Source organism: Nocardia sp. NPDC050712 (genome assembly GCF_040654295.1).
Classification (GTDB): domain Bacteria; phylum Actinomycetota; class Actinomycetes; order Mycobacteriales; family Mycobacteriaceae; genus Nocardia.
On the sequence record NZ_JBFAHT010000004.1, the window covers coordinates 971,821 to 987,401 of the forward strand.

A 15,581-nucleotide genomic window follows, 5' to 3' on the forward strand; every position below is an offset into this window, starting at 1 on the left:
CGCGCAGTCGACCGCCGGCCAGCCTGCCCGATCGCGCGGGATCGTGGCTCGCGGCGGGGAATTCGACCAGCGTGCGCAGTATTTCTTTCCTCGGGAGTCTATCTCGCGGCGAGTCGCGGATAACTTGAAATGCGCTCAGCGGGGAGCAATTCGGGCTTGAAACCGACTGGTCCGGCAGCACGCGAAAACGGGCGGACCGGAGTGTCCGCCCGTTCGGCTCAGCAGGCCTGGGGGATGTGGAACAGGTCGGCCTCGGTGATCGGGGCGTCGGACCCGGTCAGATAGCCCAGCAGCGTCGAACGATCGTCGAGCACCAGCCAGTCGATCGTGTCGGTGAGCGCACCGCGCTCCTCCTTGGTGGTGACGCCGAGGCGGCCACCGAATGCGGCCGAGGCGGCGGAAACCGCGGTGGCGCCGATCTTCTCGATCGCCCAGCGGGTCACCACGAACTCGACGGACGGTTCGACCGCGACGGCGATGCGGGTGCCGGGTGCGGCGCCGCGGGCCAGCAGGACCCGGGCCAGGCGGTTGGACCAGCGGTCCAGGTAGTCGCGGTCGGCGTCGAGGGTGGACACCGCGGTGGCCTGCCGAGCAGCGCCGGTGCGGTTCTGGGCGAGGGTTGCGGTGTTCATGAGGTGTTCCTCCGAAGTCGTTCCGTTCTTGCTGTACGACTTCTAATTTCCCCTGTTCAGAGCCCTCTCGACAGGACCCCCAGTGCTGGTGCACCCGACCCCCGGGGGTGAACGATTTCCCACCCCAGGGGGTGCGGCGATGTCGCCGGCGGCGGACGGGCCCACGACCGGCGACATCGGATCAAGCGGCGAGGAGATCCGCGGATACCGTTGCGTCCCAATCGATCCGGTAGCGCTGCTCGGCGCCGAGCTGCTTCTCCTGATCCATCATCTTGAACATCACCGGCATCACCAGATTCATCATCTTGCGGGCCACCGGGCCGGGGGTCTTGCTGTGATTGATCTTCGCGGCGCGCTTGGCGATGCCTTCCACGCGGGCGCGCCGCAGCTGCTCGTAGACCCGGAAGGCCTGCTCGTGCGGCAGATCCCGCAGGCAGCGCGCCAGCTGGATCGCGCTCTCGATGCCCATCGAGGCACCCTGCCCGGAACTGTTGGACGGCGCGTGCACCGAATCGCCCGCCAGGACGAGGCGGCCCCGGTGCCAGCGCGGCACCGGCGGCATGATGTGCAGCGCGCCGGCGACCTCCAGGTTCGCGGCGGTGGTCGCGCGCACCAGCGCACCGCCCGCCGCATCGTCGCTGTAGGTCTCGCGCAGGATCCGCAGCCAGTGCTCGGGCGGCAGCGCCCGCGCCTCGGTCAGCGAAAGATACTGCTTGCTGGGCAGATTCGCGCCCCACATGACCCGGCCGTCGTCGAGCGCGCCGTACAGGTAGTAGGCCTGCTTGCCGAACGCGAAGACCATGGTGCCCGGTTCGACGTCCAGCTCGCAGTCGACCATCGCGCCGAAACCGAGCATCCCGGTGTAATCCGGGCCCGGCGCGTTCGGGTCGATCAATCCCCGCACGGTCGACCGGATGCCGTCCGCGCCGATGAGCACGTCGGCGGTGGCGCTGCTGCCGTCGGCGAAGTGCGCGGTGACGCCGTCGGCGCTCTCCTGGACGCGCACCAGGCGCTTGTTGTATTCGAACGGCACACCGGCGGCGGTCGCGTGATCGTGCAGCAGGTTGTGCAACTCGCTGCGATCGACCAGTTGCAGCGGCTCGGTATCGGCCAGATTGGGCACCGAGTGCTGTTTGCCGCCGACCGAGAGGGCCATGCCGGTGATGGGAAACGCGATGTCGCGCACCCGATCTCCGGCGCCGACCACCTCGAGGGCGGCCAGACCGTTGGGCGCCAGCGCCAGGCCGCTGCCGATATTGAAGGCGGGGCCGGGATAGGCCTCGAAGACACGGGCGTCGATGCCCGCCTTGCGCAGTGCGGTCGCGGCGACCGGGCCGGCGATGCCGCCGCCGATCACCAGTGCGGAACGTGTGGTGGACATGGTTGTACTCCAAATCAGGTCGGTCGAGGTTCCCCGAAACCGTCCTGCCGCCACCCGGTCTATCCTGTGGTTGCCAAACCTTGGGCCGGGTGTGCGTATGCGGGCACGGTTCGAGACGGTTTTCTCGGGCTCGGCGGTGGTGTTGCCGCACCGCCGCCGGGCCTGGGTCTTGCACGCGCCCCGAGCGCGAGGCGCCGATCTACTCTGGCAGTTCCCCCCTTTCCACCAGCTCGAAGACTTCGGCCGGATCGATGTTCTCGACGTGCATGCGACGCCAGAAGCCCAGGTCGGGGAAGGTACCCTCGACGAGCTCGGCGCGGAAGGACCGCGTCCACCGCAGCTCGGCGTCCAGCATCGCCAGGCCGTATTCGGTCTCGACGGTGAACAGCCGGGGCAGGCCGCCGGCCAGCTCGGCCAGCTCACGCCGGACCTCGGCGATGTTCTGCTCCAGGGCCGCGATGCGATGGCCGAGCAGCTCGATCACCAGATCCGGGGGCAGCACGCCCAGAATGGACAGCCCCGCGGTGAACCGCGTCGCCTCCAGCTCCGGATCGGCGATCAGCTCGGTGGTCCACTCCCGCATTTCGGCGCGCCCGGCCTCGGTGATCCGGTAGATCACCCGTTCCGGGCGGGCGCCATCGCGTTCGCTGCCGATCTCCTCCAGGAAGCCCGCCTTGGCCATGTTCTGCACGACCGTATAGAGCGAGCCCCACTTGATGTCCATGTCGCGGTCTTTGCCGCGCTCTTTCAGCTTCGAGGCGATCTCGTAGCGGTGCATCGGCCGTTCCACGATGACCGACAGCACTGCCAATGCCAGCAGATTGTTGACCTTGCGCTTGGTAGCCATTGCACCTCCTTACTCGTAGACGAGTATACGTCTACGAGTATTCGGCCACAAGTATTCGAGCGAGCGCGGTCAGACCCGCACGACGTCGTGTTCCAGCTGGTCATCGAGCAACTTCCGGGCGATGTTGTCCAGCGCCTCGTCCAGCAGCGCGCTGTCCACCGGATCGCGATCGTCCAGATCGTCGATCCGGCCGCTGAGCCAGCGCCGCCAGGCGTGATGCACCCGATCCACCTCGGCCCGCCCGGCGACGGTCAGGTCCAGATTCCCGTCGTCGGCGTCGACGTAGCCCGCGCCGATCATGGTCAGCAACACCGGCTCGACGATCTCGCCCGGCACCTTGTGCGCCTTGGCGATCGACTCGATGCTCGCGCCGCCGCGAATCCGGTTGTGCAGATAGATCTGCCCGAGCGCCCAGGCCTGGCCGCGACTCAGATCGCTGCCCGCGTCCGAGAGGATGACCGCGCCGACCGAGCCGCCGTCGGCGTGCGCCTTGCGCATGGTGGCGCCCACCGACCGCTCCAGCAGCGCCACTCGATCCGAGTGGTCCGGCATCGAGAAGCCCTCGCCCACATCGGTGGCCCCGCCGCGGATGCTGTCGCGCAACGGCACCTGCTTCAGGAACCAGGCCACCAGGAATCCGATGATCGCGACCGGCACCACCCACTTGAACACGTAGTCGATGGACATCGCGTAGGCGTCGATGATCGGGGCGGACTGCTCGATCGGAAGATTGCGCAGCGCTTCGGGATTCGCGGCGACGCCGGGCGAGACCCCGGGCGATTCCGCCAGCGCCCGGCCCAGATTCGGGGTCAGCTGATTGTTGTACAGGGTCCCGAACACCGTGGCGCCGAACGCGCTGCCCAGCGTGCGGAAGAAGGTGACGCCCGAGGTCGCGGTGCCCAGATCCGCATAGGGCACGGTGTTCTGCACCACGATGGTGAGCACCTGCATGGACAGGCCGATGCCCATGCCGAGCACCAGCATGTACAGCGATTCCCGCCAGGTGCCGGTGGACCGGCCCATCGTCGACATCAGGAACAGGCCGACCGCCATCACACCGGTGCCGACGATCGGAAAGTATTTGTAGCGGCCGGTTTTCGCGACCACCTGACCGGACAGGATCGAGGTGAACATCAGGCCCACCACCAGCGGCAGCGTGCGCACACCCGACATGGTGGCCGACACACCGTCCACATACTGGAAATAGGCGGGCAGGAAGGTCATCGAGCCGATCATCGCGAAGCCGACGATGAAGCTCAGGATCGAACAGACCGTGAAGACGTTGCTGCGGAACAACTTCATCGGCAGCATCGGTTCGCGGGCCCGCAGTTCGACGGCGACGAAGGCCGCCAGCAGCACCGCCGACGCCACGAACAGGGCGATGATCTGCCAAGAGCCCCACGGGTATTCCTGCCCGCCGAACTCCAGTCCGAGGATCAGGCAGGAGACGCCGGCCGCGACCAGGCCGATGCCGGCGTAGTCGATGATCGGCCGGGCGACGGCACGCACGTGCGGGATGGTCCGGGCCGCGAGCACGATCATGATGATCGCGATCGGCACGTTGACGTAGAAACACCAGCGCCAGCTGCCGTGGTCGGTGAACAAACCGCCCAGGGTCGGACCGACGACGGTGGTGACGCCGAAGACCGCGCCCAGCGCGCCCTGATACTTGCCGCGTTCGCGCAGCGGGATGGTGTCGGCGATCAGCGCCATCGCGGTCACCATGAGGCCGCCGGCGCCGATGCCCTGGATGCCGCGGGCCACGATCAGCAGCACCATGTCGTTCGACAGGCCGGCCAGCGCCGAACCGGCGATGAAGATGACCGCGCTGACCTGGAAGACCAGTTTGCGGCCGAACAGGTCACCGAGCTTGCCCGCCAAGGCCGTCGCGACCGCCTCGGTGAGCATGTAGGCGGTGACCACCCAGGCCATGTGCCCCGCGCCGCCGAGGTCCGCGACGATGCTGGGCAGGGCCGCCGACACGATCGTCTGGTCCAGCGCGGCCATCAGCATGCCCAGCACGATGGTGCCGAAGATGAGATTGATCCGGCCGCGACTGAGCGCTTCCGGGGCGGACTTCTCGGCGACAGCAACTGCCTCGGTCATGCGCACAGTATGGTCTGATGCCGCCATCATGGACCGCCAGCGACACGGCAGCTAATCGTCAGCCGGGGCGCACCGCGTACCGGTCCAGCGCCGGGGCGAGAGCGCCGAAGGCCTCGGCGATGTAGCCGGTGAGCGCGGCGGCGATGTCCTCGTCGGATTCGCCGGCGAGCGTGCGGCGCACGGTCTCGTCGAACAGCACCCGGTGCACCCCGGCGAGCTGCGCGGCCGCGACGCGCGGCGCGATATCGGTGGGCGCGGCCGCGGTCTCCGCCGCGAGCGCGCGAGCCAGCGCCGCCTCGCGCTCCTCGTGGAATTCGCGCAGCCGGGCGACCAATGCCGGACTGTCGGCGATCAGCTGCGCGAACGCGGGCCCGGAGAATCCGACGACCTGGTCCCGCCCGGCCGCCGCCGCCAGATACGCGCGACGCAGGGCCGCGAGCGCGGACTCCCCCGGCGCCCGCTCCCGCACCGTCCGGGCGAGCTGCTCGACGAACACCGGCCCCAGATCCAGCGCCAGGTCCTCCTTGCGCGGGAAGTAGTTGGTCACGGTCATCTTCGCGACGTCGGCGGCCGCGGCCACCTCCGCGATCGTCACCTTGTCGAAGCCGCGCTCCAGGAACAGCAGCGTGGCCTGCTGCGAAATGCTGTCCCTGGTCTGCTGTTTCTTGCGCGCGCGGAGGCCCGGTTCGGTCATGCCACGCAGCCTAGCCGAATTCGTCCTAAATTTATACTTGACATATTTTTAGGTCTGATCTAATTTTGTCTTCGCCGCCGGAGCCGGCGGCACCGAGCGGAATATTCCGGGCCCCGGAGTGCTTCTACCTGGCACTGATCCGCGCGACGACCCCGCCGATGCCCGCTCCACGATCGAAAGGCCTTCGGATGCCTCAGTTCTGCGCCACCAACCGCCGCCTCGCCCCGACCACCGGCGCGGTCAGCGAAGACCCGGTCAAGGATTACCTGCGCGCCATCGGGCGCACGCCGTTGCTCACCGCCGGCGAGGAGGTCGAGCTGGCGGGCTACATCCAGGCCGGGCTGGCCGCCCAGCAGCGCCTGGACGAGAGTGCCGCCGCCGGAGCCGAACTCGATACCGCGACCCGGCGCGAGCTGCGCCGCACGGTGACCACCGGCAACCGCGCCAAGGAGCACATGGTCGAGGCGAACCTGCGCCTGGTCGTCTCGATCGCCAAGCGCTACCCGCTGCCGACCGGTATGTCGCTGCTGGACCTGGTGCAGGAGGGCACCTTCGGGCTGATCCGCGCCATCGAGAAGTTCGAGGCCGAACGCGGGCTCAAGCTGTCCACCTACGCGACCTGGTGGATCCGCCAGGCGATCGGGCGGGCGCTGGCCGACCAGGGCCGCACCATTCGCATTCCGGTGCACGTGGTGGAGGTGCTCAATCGGGTCACCCGGGCCCAGCGCACGCTGTCGCAGCAACTGGGCCGCGTCGCCACCCCGGCCGAGATCGCCACCGAACTCGACCTGCCCACGGCGCAGGTCGAAGAGGTCCTGCGGCACGGCCGCACCCCGATCTCGCTGCACACCCCGGTCGGCAGCGAAGACGACACCGAACTCGGCAGCCTGATCGCCGACGCCGCCCCCGACCCGGCCGAACTGGTTGCGGCCGGGCAGATCCGGGGCCGGCTCGACGCGGTGCTCGCGACCCTGAGCGATCGGGAGCGCGAAGTGATCCTGCTGCGGTTCGGCCTGGACCGCGGCGAGGCCCGCACCCTGGAGCAGGTGGGCACCGCGCTGGGCGTCTCGCGAGAGCGGATCCGCCAGCTCGAGGCCAAGGCGCTCGGCAAGCTGCGGCAGCCGAGCCGGGCGCGCAACCTGGCCGACATGCTGGGCTGAGCTACGCCGAGGGCTCGATCAGCGCGATCGAGAGCGGGACCAGCAGGTCGACCAGCACGTCGATCGGCGGGCGCGGGTCGGCCAGCAGCCATTCGCTGCTCAGCCCGTTGATCGCGCCGATCAGGGCGGCGGCGCCCAGGTGGGTGCCGCCGCGCAGGTGGCCGCCGGGGGTGACGCGCGGGATCACGACCGCTTCGAGCAGCGCGGCCCATTTGTGCCGGCGGGCGCGCCGGTGCTTCTCCATCTGCTCGCTGACCCCGACCACCTCGATGAACGCGACCTTGGCGCGGAACGCGTCCGAACCGATCGAGCCGAGGTAGGCCGACATCGCCGTGTGCATCGCGGCCTGCGCGTGCGCGGCCGAATCCAGTTCGCGGACAGCGGCGATCACCGCGGAAGCGGCTTCGTCCTGGATCCGGTCGTAGGCCGCGACCAGCACGTCCTCGCGGGTCTGGAACTCCTCGTAGAACTGGCGCTTGGACAATCCGGCGGCGGCGCAGACGTCGGCCAGCGAGCAGTCGGTGTAGCCGCGCTCGGCGAAGATCCTGGTCGCGGCGTCGAGGAACCGGAGCCGGCGTTCGGCCTTGCGTTCGGTGACGGCGCGTCCGCCGTATTGCCTGCCCACGGTTGTCACGAGCTTCACGGTACCCAGCCGTTCTGACGCGTATTGTCTGAGTCAATCCCCCCGCGCTCTTCCCCCGGAACTTACTCCGGAGTAAGGTTGGCCCATGGCGTGGAAACCAACACAGATCCCGGATCAGACCGGGCGCACCTTTGTCATCACCGGCGCGAACGGGGGACTGGGCACGGAGACCACCAAAGTCCTGGCGGCCAAGGGCGCGACCGTCATCATGGCCTGCCGCAACGCGGAAAAGGCCAAGTCGGTCGCCGACAGCATTCCCGGTGACGTACGCACCGCGACACTGGACCTGGCCGACCTGGATTCGGTCCGCAAATTCGCCGAGACCTCCGGCGAGTTCGACGTGCTGGTCAACAACGCGGGCCTGATGAACGTCCCGTTCTCGCGCACCAAGGACGGCTTCGAAACCCAGTGGGGTGTCAATCATCTCGGGCACTTCGCGCTCACCGGCCTGCTGCTCGACCGGATCGGCGACCGGGTGGTCACCCTGGCCAGCATCGCGCACAAGCAGACCCCCAAGTTCTGGGTCGACGACCTGAACTACGAAAACCGGCGCTACCAGCGGAATCTGGCCTATGCCCAGGCCAAGCTGTCGAACCTGATGTTCGCCCGCGAACTGCAGCGCCGCCTCGGCGAGGCCGGTTCGGCCAAGCGCTCCTACGGAGTGCACCCCGGCGTGTCGGCCACGGACCTGTTCGCCCGCACCGAGACTCCGCTGGACCTGGTCAGCAAGCCCTTCATCCGGCTGATCGGGCACGCGCCGGCCAAGGCCGCCCACTCCACCCTCTTCGCGGCGACCATGCCGGACGCCGACCCCGAAACCTATTGGGGCCCGGCGCGATTGATGCAGAGCCAGGGGCCGGTGGAGCCGTCCCCGTCGAGCAAGCTCTCCCAGGACCGGGAGCTGTGGCGGCGGCTGTGGGAAGAATCCGAGCGGCTGACCGGCGTCACGTACAAGTTCTGAGTTCGGGTCGTCCCGGCGTTCCCGGCCGGGACGACGCGGCGCTCAGTCGAGGGTGAGCACGACCTTTCCGACGGTGCGACCACCGGCGATGAGCTCGTGCGCCTTGACCACCTCGCCGAGCGGCAGCGCGGTGTCGACGTGCGCCCGCAACAACCCGGACTCCACCAGCGCCGCGATCTCGCGCAGCCCGTGCAGATCGGCTTCGACCGCCATGAACCGCGCTCGCTTGCCTTGCGGCCGAGCGAGTTCCGCGAGTTGCAGCTCGGCGGGCGAGGCCAGCGACACCACGATTCCGCCCGGCCGCAGCGTGCGCAGCGAGCGTGGTCCGTACTCGCCGCCGATGGCGTCGAGGACCACATCCACCTCCGACACCGCCTCCGCGAAATCGACCGCGGTGTAATCGATTACCTCGTCCGCGCCCAGGCCGCGCACGAACTCCTGATTGGCGGTGCTCGCGGTGCCGATGACGTACGCGCCCCGCGCCTTGGCGATCTGCACCGCCACATGCCCCACGCCCCCGGCCGCCGCGTGGATCAGCACCCGCTGGCCGGGCCGCACCTCGGCCACGTCGACCAGCGCCTGCCAGGCGGTCATCGCCACCAGCGGCAGGGCCGCGGCCTCGGCGTGGGTCAGGGCGGCCGGCTTGCGGACCAGATGCCGGGCCGGCGAGGTGACGTACTCGGCGTAGGTGCCCGCGGGCAGCGGATGCCGGGGCATGCCGAAGACCTCGTCGCCGGGCTGGAACAGGGTGACGCCCGGGCCGATCGCCTCGACCACACCGGAGACATCCCAGCCGAGCGGCACGATCCGCCCGACCAGGCCGCCGAGCAGCCGGTGCCACACATCGGTCGGATTGACCGAGGTCGCGTGCACCCGCACCAGCACCTCGGCCACCCCGGGAACCGGCTTGTCCGCCTCGGTCACCCGTAGTACCTCGGGGCCGCCGAACTCGTCCTGACCGATCGCAAGCATCGTCATATCTCCTGGTCATCGGGGCGGATTCCGGATGAATCCGCCGCGCCGAGAACAGAATTCCGCAGCGCCGCGCTGCCAGCGAGTGGCAAGCAGGCCAATATGTGCAAGGATCTTGCCATGCATCGGGTAGTCGTTCTGGCCCTGGACGGGGTCTACCCCTTCGAATTGAGCATCCCGGCGCGGATCTTCGGCACCGCCTTCGACACCGACGGCACGCCGCTCTACGAGATCATCACCTGCACGCTCGACGGCCGCCCTGTGCGCAGCAACGCGGATTTCACCATCGCGGTCGAGCAGGATCTGACCGCCCTGTACACCGCCGACACCATCGTCATCCCGCCGTTCATCGGTTGCGGGGCGGAGTCGGACGCGGAGTGGCTGCCCGCGGGGTTGCCCGAGGCGATCGCACGGCTCGAGCCCGACGTTCGGATCGTCTCGATCTGCACCGCCGCCTATGTGCTCGCCGCCGTCGGGCTGCTCGACGGCGCCACCGCCACCACGCACTGGAACCAGGCCGCCGACTTCCAGCGCACCTTCCCGCAGGTGCACGTCGACCCGACGGTGCTGTTCGTCGACCCCGGCCGGATCCTCACCGCCGCCGGCGCCGCGGCGGGCATCGATCTGTGCCTGCACCTGGTCCGCCGCGACCACGGCACCGCCGTGGCCAATCGGGTCGCCAGGCTCTGCGTCGTCGCGCCGTGGCGCGAGGGCGGCCAGGCCCAATTCATCGAGCGCCCGGTGCCCGAACCGGCCTCCTCCGCCATCGCGAGCACCCGCGAGTGGGCGCTGCGGCACCTCGACCGCCCGCTCACCCTGTCCGAACTCGCGGGTCAGGCCCGGATGAGCGTGCGCACCTTCTGCCGCCGGTTCCGCGACGAGGTCGGCCTGCCGCCCGGGCAATGGCTGACCCAGCAGCGCGTCGACCACGCCTGCATGCTGCTGGAGACCACCGACCTGCCGATCGACCGGGTCGCCGCGGAATCCGGGTTCGGCACCGCCGCGGCGATGCGTCAGCACCTGACCGCGGCCCTCGGCATCGCCCCGACCGCCTACCGCCGCACCTTCCGGGCCGCGGCCACGCGCTGACGGCGATGACCTGCTCCTACGGCCGCTGTAGTAGACGGGTACCGTAGGACCCGTGTCTGCTCCTCCGCGCCGCTCGGCACACAATCGCCCGGCTCTCATCGCCCTGGTATTGGTGTCCGCGCTGACCTGCCTGGCCCTGGGCTGGTGGCAGTGGGAGCGGTTCGAATCCTCCAGCGGCACCGGGCAGAACCTCGGTTACGCCCTGCAGTGGCCGCTGTTCGCCGGGTTCGCCGTCTTCGCCTACGTCCGCTTCGTGCGGCTGGAGCGCGAATCCGAGGACGACGGCGAGCAGACCCCGAAACCCGCGAAAGACATTGCGCCACGGGAGATTCCGGCAGGCATCCTGCCCGAGCGCCCGAAGGCGGCCCGCGACGAGGACCCCGCGCTGGCCGACTACAACAAATACCTGGCCGACCTGCACGCCAAAGATCTCGACGACCAGATCCGCCGCGCGGGCCTGGAGTCCCACCCCGAGAGGAGCGCCGGATGAGCGCCACCGAAACCGCGCCCGGCGCGAAGACCCAGAAGATCGCCGCGGCGCTCACCCGCTACCGCGTCCTGGCCTGGATAACCGGCCTGTGGCTGCTGCTGCTCACCGGCGAGATGATCGCCAAGTACGGCTTCGACGTGGACACCCCGAGCTGGATCGCCGTGGTGCACGGCTGGGTCTACTTCGCCTACCTGCTGGTGACCGCGGACCTCGCCGTGAAGGTCCGCTGGCCCCTGCTGCGGACTGTCGGCACCCTCATCGCGGGCACCGTTCCGCTGCTGTCGTTCGTCATCGAGCACATCAACGCGAAGAAGGTCAAGCAGGACTTCGGCGTCTAGCCTGCCAGTGCCGCCAGCGCGGGCAGCAACTGCTTCAGGGCGCGGCCGCGATGCGAGACCGCGTCCTTCTCGGCCGGCGTGAGCTGCCCGGCACTGACCGCGCCGCCGTCCGGGAAGAACAGCGGGTCGTAGCCGAAGCCGCCGTCACCCTGCGGGGCGCGCCCGATGGTGCCCGGCCATTCGCCGCGCACCACGAGCTCCTCGCCACCGGGAACGACCAGCGCACAGGTGGAGACGAACCGGCCGCCGCGCCGCTCGTCCGGCACGTCGCCCAGCTGCGCGAGCAGCAGCGCGTTGTTGGCCGGATCGTCGCCGTGCCGGCCCGACCAGCGGGCCGACAGCACGCCGGGCATGCCGTTCAGGGCATCCACCTCGATGCCGGAATCATCGGCGACACAGGGCAACCCGGTGGCCGCGGCGCCGTCGCGTGCCTTGGCCAAGGCGTTCTCCTCGAAGGTCGCGCCGGTCTCGGGCGCTTCCTCGTAGGGCGGCACATCGTCCAGGCCGACGATCTCGACGCCGGCGATCCCGGCCTCGTCGAGGATGCGCCGCAACTCCGTCAGTTTCTTGGCGTTGCGGCTGGCGACCAGGACCCGGCTCATTTGCGCTTCTCCACCAACTCGGGCAGCAGGCCCGGGTACGGCAGCGCGAGCGCCTCCTTCTGCACCTGGAACAGCTGCTCACAGCCGGCCAGCGCGGAGTCCAGCATCTTGTCCAGGGTGGAGCGCGGGAAGGTGGCGCCCTCGCCGGTGCCCTGGATCTCCACCAGGGTTCCGGTGTCGGTGGCGACCACGTTCATATCGACCTCGGCGCGCGAATCCTCCTCGTACGGCAGGTCCAGGCGGACTCGGCCGTCGACGACGCCGACGCTGACCGCGGCGATCGCACACGAGATCGGCTGCGGGTCGGCCAGGCCGCCGGTCGCGCCGAGGTAGGTGACCGCGTCGGCCAGCGCGACATAGGCGCCGGTGATCGCGGCGGTGCGGGTGCCGCCGTCGGCCTGCAGCACGTCGCAGTCGATGGCGATGGTGTTCTCGCCGATCGCGGCGAGATCGATGCAGGCCCGCAGGGAGCGGCCGACCAGGCGGCTGATCTCCTGGGTGCGCCCGCCGACCTTGCCCTTCACCGATTCCCGGCCGGAGCGGGTGTGGGTGGCCGCGGGCAGCATCGCGTATTCGGCGGTGAGCCAGCCCAGGCCGGAATCGCGGCGCCACGGCGGCACGCCCGTGGTGACGCTGGCGGTGCACATCACCCGCGTCCCGCCGAATTCCACCAGCACCGATCCCGCCGGATGCGTGGTGAACCCACGGGTGATCCGGACCTCGCGGAGTTCGTCGTCCGCCCTGCCATCAGCTCGTCTCGACACGCGCTCAGCCTAACGGCGCGGGTCGAGACGGGATATGCGGGGGACTCAGATGTCGAAGGTCTCGCCCGGCGCGACCGCGTGCACGGGCCCGGAGAACTCCGCCTTGGCTTCGGCGATCACGTCTTCCCGCGAGGTCCACGGCGGGATATGGGTGAGCAGCAGCTCCTTGACCCCGGCCCGGGTCGCGATCTGCCCCGCCTCGGTCCCCGAAAGGTGAATGCCCGGTGGACGATTCGCCGGATCGTGGGTCCAGGAGGCCTCCGACATAAGGATGTCGGCGCCCTGCGCGAGTTCGAGCACCGCGTCGCACATGGCCGTGTCGCCGGTGTAGACGAAGGTGCGCCCGGCCTTGGTGGTGATGCGCAGGCCGTAGGACTCCGGCGGATGGAACATCCGCCGCGCCAGCACGGTGTGGCCGGGGCCGAACGGCACCGCCTCGTGCTCGGCCCAGATCCGGTGATCGATCACATCGGACCAGTCGTCGCATTCGCCGCCGACCTCGGCCGAGGCGTTGCCGATGCGCAAACCCGCGTCCGAGGGACCGCGCACGATGGCCTTGCCGACCGGCGGAGTGGGGTGATAGCGCCGCCACACCAGCAGGCCCGGCAGATCCAGGCAGTGATCGGCATGCAGGTGGGTGAGGAAGATGTCGACCTCACCGGGATCGGCGTAGCGCTGCAACGCGCCGAGTATGCCGGGCCCGAAATCGATGACCACCGGCCGCATATCCGGTCCGGTCAGCAGGTACCCCGACGCTGGGGAGTCCGGGCCGGACACACTGCCCGAGCACCCGAGGACGGTAAGGCGCATCCCATCATGCTGCCACGACGAATTTTCGGTCACCAACGGATCCCCCACATTCGGCTGCGTTCGAGGGCCTCACCTGGGCGGCGCAAGGATCCCCGACTGATCTCCGCGGCGGCTTCGGCGTGCATCACCAGAGAGTACCCAGCCCGCGAGCAGTCCACCCAACGCACCGAAAAGATGGCCCTGCCAAGATATTCCGGGGTCACCGGGCAGCACGCCCCACAGTGCCGAGCCGTAGACCACGAAAACGACCAATCCGAGCAGGATCTGGCCGATATTGCGGGCGAACCAGCCCCGCGAGATCAGGTAGGTCAACCAGCCGAAAATCAGCGACGACGCGCCGAGGTGCACGCTGTGGTCCGGGCCGATCAGCCAGGTGCCGACGCCCGCGACCAGCCAGATGATCGCGGTCGCGGCCAGGCCCCGGCCGATCCCGCTCAGCAGAACCAGGAATCCGAGAATCAGCACCGGCAGCGTGTTGCCGACCAGGTGCGGCCAGCCGCCGTGCAGCAGCGGGGCCCACAGGATGCCCCACAGCCCTTCGGGCTCGCGCGGCTCGATGCCCTCCCGGTCGAGGCGATGATCCACCAGGGTGTCGACACCCTCGATGCTGTAGAGCAGGGCCACGAAACCCAGGATCAGGACCCCGGCCTGCGCCCAGGCGCGCTGCCCGAGACCGGAAGCGCCCGGCTTGGAAACCTGCCCGCGCAGCCGCGCGATCCGATCCGGATCGAACGACGGGCCCGTGCCGCCGGCCATGGCAACCTCCTCGTGTCACGAGGTCGCCCGAGTGCGGCGGCCCCGCTCCACCGAGGGTACCGGCGCTCGACGCCGGTACGCGCGGGCTCAGGCCCAGAGCTGGCCGTCGAGCCGCTCCTCGGCTTCTTCCAGAGTGCCGTCGTAGGCGCCGGTGGACAGATACTTCCAGCCGCCGTCGGCCACGACGAAGGCGATGTCGGCGCGCTTGCCCGCCTTGAGCGCCTTACGCGCGATGCCGAGCGCGGCGTGCAGGATGGCGCCGGTGGAGATGCCCGCGAAAATGCCTTCCTCCAGGACCAATTCGCGGGTGCGCTTGACCGCGTCGAACGGGCCCACCGAGAAGCGGGTGGTCAGCACGGACTCGTCGTAGAGCTCGGGGATGAAGCCCTCGTCGATATTGCGCAGGCCGTACACCAGCTCGCCGTAGCGCGGTTCGGCGGCGACGATCTCGATGTCGGCGACCTGCTCGCGCAGGAAACGGCCGGTGCCCATGAGGGTTCCGGTGGTGCCGAGCCCGGCCACGAAATGCGTGATCTCGGGCAGGTCCGCGAGGATTTCCGGGCCGGTGGTCTCGTAGTGCGCGAGCGCGTTGGCCGGGTTGCCGTACTGGTAGAGCATCACCCAGTCCGGGTGCTCGGCGGCGATCTGCTTGGCCTTGGCCACCGCCTGATTCGACCCGCCGGCAGCCGGGGAATCGATGATCTGCGCGCCGAACATGGTGAGCAGCTGACGACGCTCCACCGAGGTGTTCTCCGGCATCACGCAGACCAGGCGGTAGCCCTTGAGCTTGGCCGCCATCGCCAGCGAGATCCCGGTGTTGCCGCTGGTCGGCTCCAGGATGGTGCAGCCGGGCGTGAGCCGGCCCTCGGCCTCGGCCTGCTCGATCATGCGCAGCGCCGGGCGGTCCTTGATGGACCCGGTCGGATTGCGGTCCTCGAGCTTGGCCCACAGCCGGACGTGGTCGTCACCGTCCCACTTCGGGGACAGCGTGCGCAACCCGACCAGCGGGGTGTCGCCGAGGGTCGCGATCAGTGATTCATAGCGCGCCACGGCCGGTTCTAGCCTCCGGCGACGGCGGGCAGGATGGTGACCGAGGCGTCCGCGGGCACCTCCGCGTCGAGCCCGCCGGAGAAGCGCACGTCCTCGTCGTCGACATAGATGTTGACGAAGCGGTTCAGCTTGCCGTCCTTGAGCAGGCGCTCGGCCAGGCCTGGGTGGTTCGCGTCGAGGTCGGTGATCAGGGCGGACAGCGTGTCGCCGCTGGCCTGCACGCGCTTCTCACCGCCGGTGAGGCTGCGCATGATGGTCGGGATGGACACGGTTACCGACATGGGGA

General features: G+C 69.4%; 18 protein-coding genes. 5 read left to right on the forward strand and 13 right to left on the reverse strand.

Annotated features, from left to right (window positions below; translation table 11 throughout):
- Positions 1–218: 218 nt before the first annotated feature.
- The 5 genes from AB0H76_RS32510 to AB0H76_RS32530 all read right to left on the reverse strand — a co-directional run bounded on the left by AB0H76_RS32510 (position 219) and on the right by AB0H76_RS32530 (position 5,660).
- The gene (locus AB0H76_RS32510; RefSeq protein WP_357330852.1) at positions 219–632 is read right to left on the reverse strand and encodes an AMP-binding protein; all 414 of its coding nucleotides are present in this window, start codon (positions 630–632) and stop codon (positions 219–221) included.
- 181 nt (positions 633–813) lie between these two features.
- Positions 814–2,013 (reverse strand): FAD-dependent monooxygenase, encoded by a 1,200-nt coding sequence (locus tag AB0H76_RS32515; RefSeq protein WP_357330853.1) that lies wholly within the window; start codon positions 2,011–2,013, stop codon positions 814–816.
- A gap of 199 nt (positions 2,014–2,212) precedes the next feature.
- On the reverse strand, positions 2,213–2,860 hold the full coding sequence (locus AB0H76_RS32520) for a PadR family transcriptional regulator (protein ID WP_357330854.1): 648 nt from the start codon (positions 2,858–2,860) through the stop codon (positions 2,213–2,215).
- A 69-nt stretch (positions 2,861–2,929) separates the two neighbouring features.
- The gene (locus tag AB0H76_RS32525; protein WP_357330855.1) at positions 2,930–4,966 is read right to left on the reverse strand and encodes an MDR family MFS transporter; all 2,037 of its coding nucleotides are present in this window, start codon (positions 4,964–4,966) and stop codon (positions 2,930–2,932) included.
- Positions 4,967–5,024: 58 nt separating this feature from the next.
- A complete protein-coding gene (locus AB0H76_RS32530; protein ID WP_357330856.1) occupies positions 5,025–5,660 on the reverse strand; it encodes a TetR/AcrR family transcriptional regulator in 636 nt (211 codons plus the stop codon).
- A gap of 188 nt (positions 5,661–5,848) precedes the next feature.
- Here AB0H76_RS32530 and AB0H76_RS32535 point away from each other — a divergent pair, with 188 nt between their 5' ends.
- The gene (locus tag AB0H76_RS32535; protein ID WP_357330857.1) at positions 5,849–6,820 is read left to right on the forward strand and encodes a sigma-70 family RNA polymerase sigma factor; all 972 of its coding nucleotides are present in this window, start codon (positions 5,849–5,851) and stop codon (positions 6,818–6,820) included.
- Position 6,821: 1 nt separating this feature from the next.
- On the opposite strand, the gene AB0H76_RS32540 is transcribed toward AB0H76_RS32535, so the two are convergent.
- Positions 6,822–7,454, reverse strand: a complete 633-nt coding sequence (locus AB0H76_RS32540) for a TetR/AcrR family transcriptional regulator (RefSeq protein ID WP_357330858.1) — start codon at positions 7,452–7,454, stop codon at positions 6,822–6,824.
- A gap of 94 nt (positions 7,455–7,548) precedes the next feature.
- Here AB0H76_RS32540 and AB0H76_RS32545 point away from each other — a divergent pair, with 94 nt between their 5' ends.
- A complete protein-coding gene (locus tag AB0H76_RS32545; protein WP_357330859.1) occupies positions 7,549–8,424 on the forward strand; it encodes an oxidoreductase in 876 nt (291 codons plus the stop codon).
- Between the two features lie 42 nt (positions 8,425–8,466).
- On the opposite strand, the gene AB0H76_RS32550 is transcribed toward AB0H76_RS32545, so the two are convergent.
- Positions 8,467–9,402: an NADP-dependent oxidoreductase gene (locus AB0H76_RS32550; RefSeq protein ID WP_357330860.1), complete on the reverse strand. Its 936-nt coding sequence runs from the start codon at positions 9,400–9,402 to the stop codon at positions 8,467–8,469.
- Between the two features lie 114 nt (positions 9,403–9,516).
- Here AB0H76_RS32550 and AB0H76_RS32555 point away from each other — a divergent pair, with 114 nt between their 5' ends.
- Genes AB0H76_RS32555 through AB0H76_RS32565 form a run of 3 tightly spaced genes read left to right on the forward strand, consistent with a single transcriptional unit; the run spans position 9,517 to position 11,313 of the window.
- A complete protein-coding gene (locus tag AB0H76_RS32555) occupies positions 9,517–10,485 on the forward strand; it encodes a helix-turn-helix domain-containing protein (RefSeq protein WP_357330861.1) in 969 nt (322 codons plus the stop codon).
- 52 nt (positions 10,486–10,537) lie between these two features.
- The gene (locus AB0H76_RS32560; protein WP_357330862.1) at positions 10,538–10,975 is read left to right on the forward strand and encodes a transcriptional regulator; all 438 of its coding nucleotides are present in this window, start codon (positions 10,538–10,540) and stop codon (positions 10,973–10,975) included.
- Positions 10,972–11,313 (forward strand): DUF3817 domain-containing protein, encoded by a 342-nt coding sequence (locus AB0H76_RS32565; RefSeq protein ID WP_357330863.1) that lies wholly within the window; start codon positions 10,972–10,974, stop codon positions 11,311–11,313. The genes AB0H76_RS32560 and AB0H76_RS32565 overlap by 4 nt, the downstream gene beginning before the upstream one ends.
- Here AB0H76_RS32565 and rdgB read toward each other — a convergent pair.
- From rdgB to AB0H76_RS32595, 6 genes are all read right to left on the reverse strand, one after another.
- Positions 11,310–11,915 (reverse strand): RdgB/HAM1 family non-canonical purine NTP pyrophosphatase, encoded by a 606-nt coding sequence (gene rdgB / locus AB0H76_RS32570; RefSeq protein WP_357330864.1) that lies wholly within the window; start codon positions 11,913–11,915, stop codon positions 11,310–11,312. The genes AB0H76_RS32565 and rdgB overlap by 4 nt on opposite strands.
- Positions 11,912–12,679, reverse strand: a complete 768-nt coding sequence (gene rph / locus AB0H76_RS32575; RefSeq protein ID WP_357330865.1) for a ribonuclease PH — start codon at positions 12,677–12,679, stop codon at positions 11,912–11,914. Before rph ends, rdgB begins: the two co-directional genes overlap by 4 nt.
- Positions 12,680–12,724: 45 nt before the next feature.
- Complete coding sequence (locus tag AB0H76_RS32580; RefSeq protein WP_357330866.1) at positions 12,725–13,489, reverse strand: cyclic nucleotide-degrading phosphodiesterase; 765 nt, start codon at positions 13,487–13,489, stop codon at positions 12,725–12,727.
- Positions 13,490–13,558: 69 nt separating this feature from the next.
- On the reverse strand, positions 13,559–14,245 hold the full coding sequence (locus AB0H76_RS32585; protein WP_357330867.1) for a rhomboid family intramembrane serine protease: 687 nt from the start codon (positions 14,243–14,245) through the stop codon (positions 13,559–13,561).
- An 87-nt stretch (positions 14,246–14,332) separates the two neighbouring features.
- Positions 14,333–15,295, reverse strand: coding sequence for a cysteine synthase (locus tag AB0H76_RS32590; protein WP_357330868.1), 963 nt, complete (start codon positions 15,293–15,295; stop codon positions 14,333–14,335).
- An 8-nt stretch (positions 15,296–15,303) separates the two neighbouring features.
- Positions 15,304–15,576, reverse strand: a complete 273-nt coding sequence (locus AB0H76_RS32595; RefSeq protein WP_357330869.1) for a MoaD/ThiS family protein — start codon at positions 15,574–15,576, stop codon at positions 15,304–15,306.
- Positions 15,577–15,581: the final 5 nt, after the last annotated feature.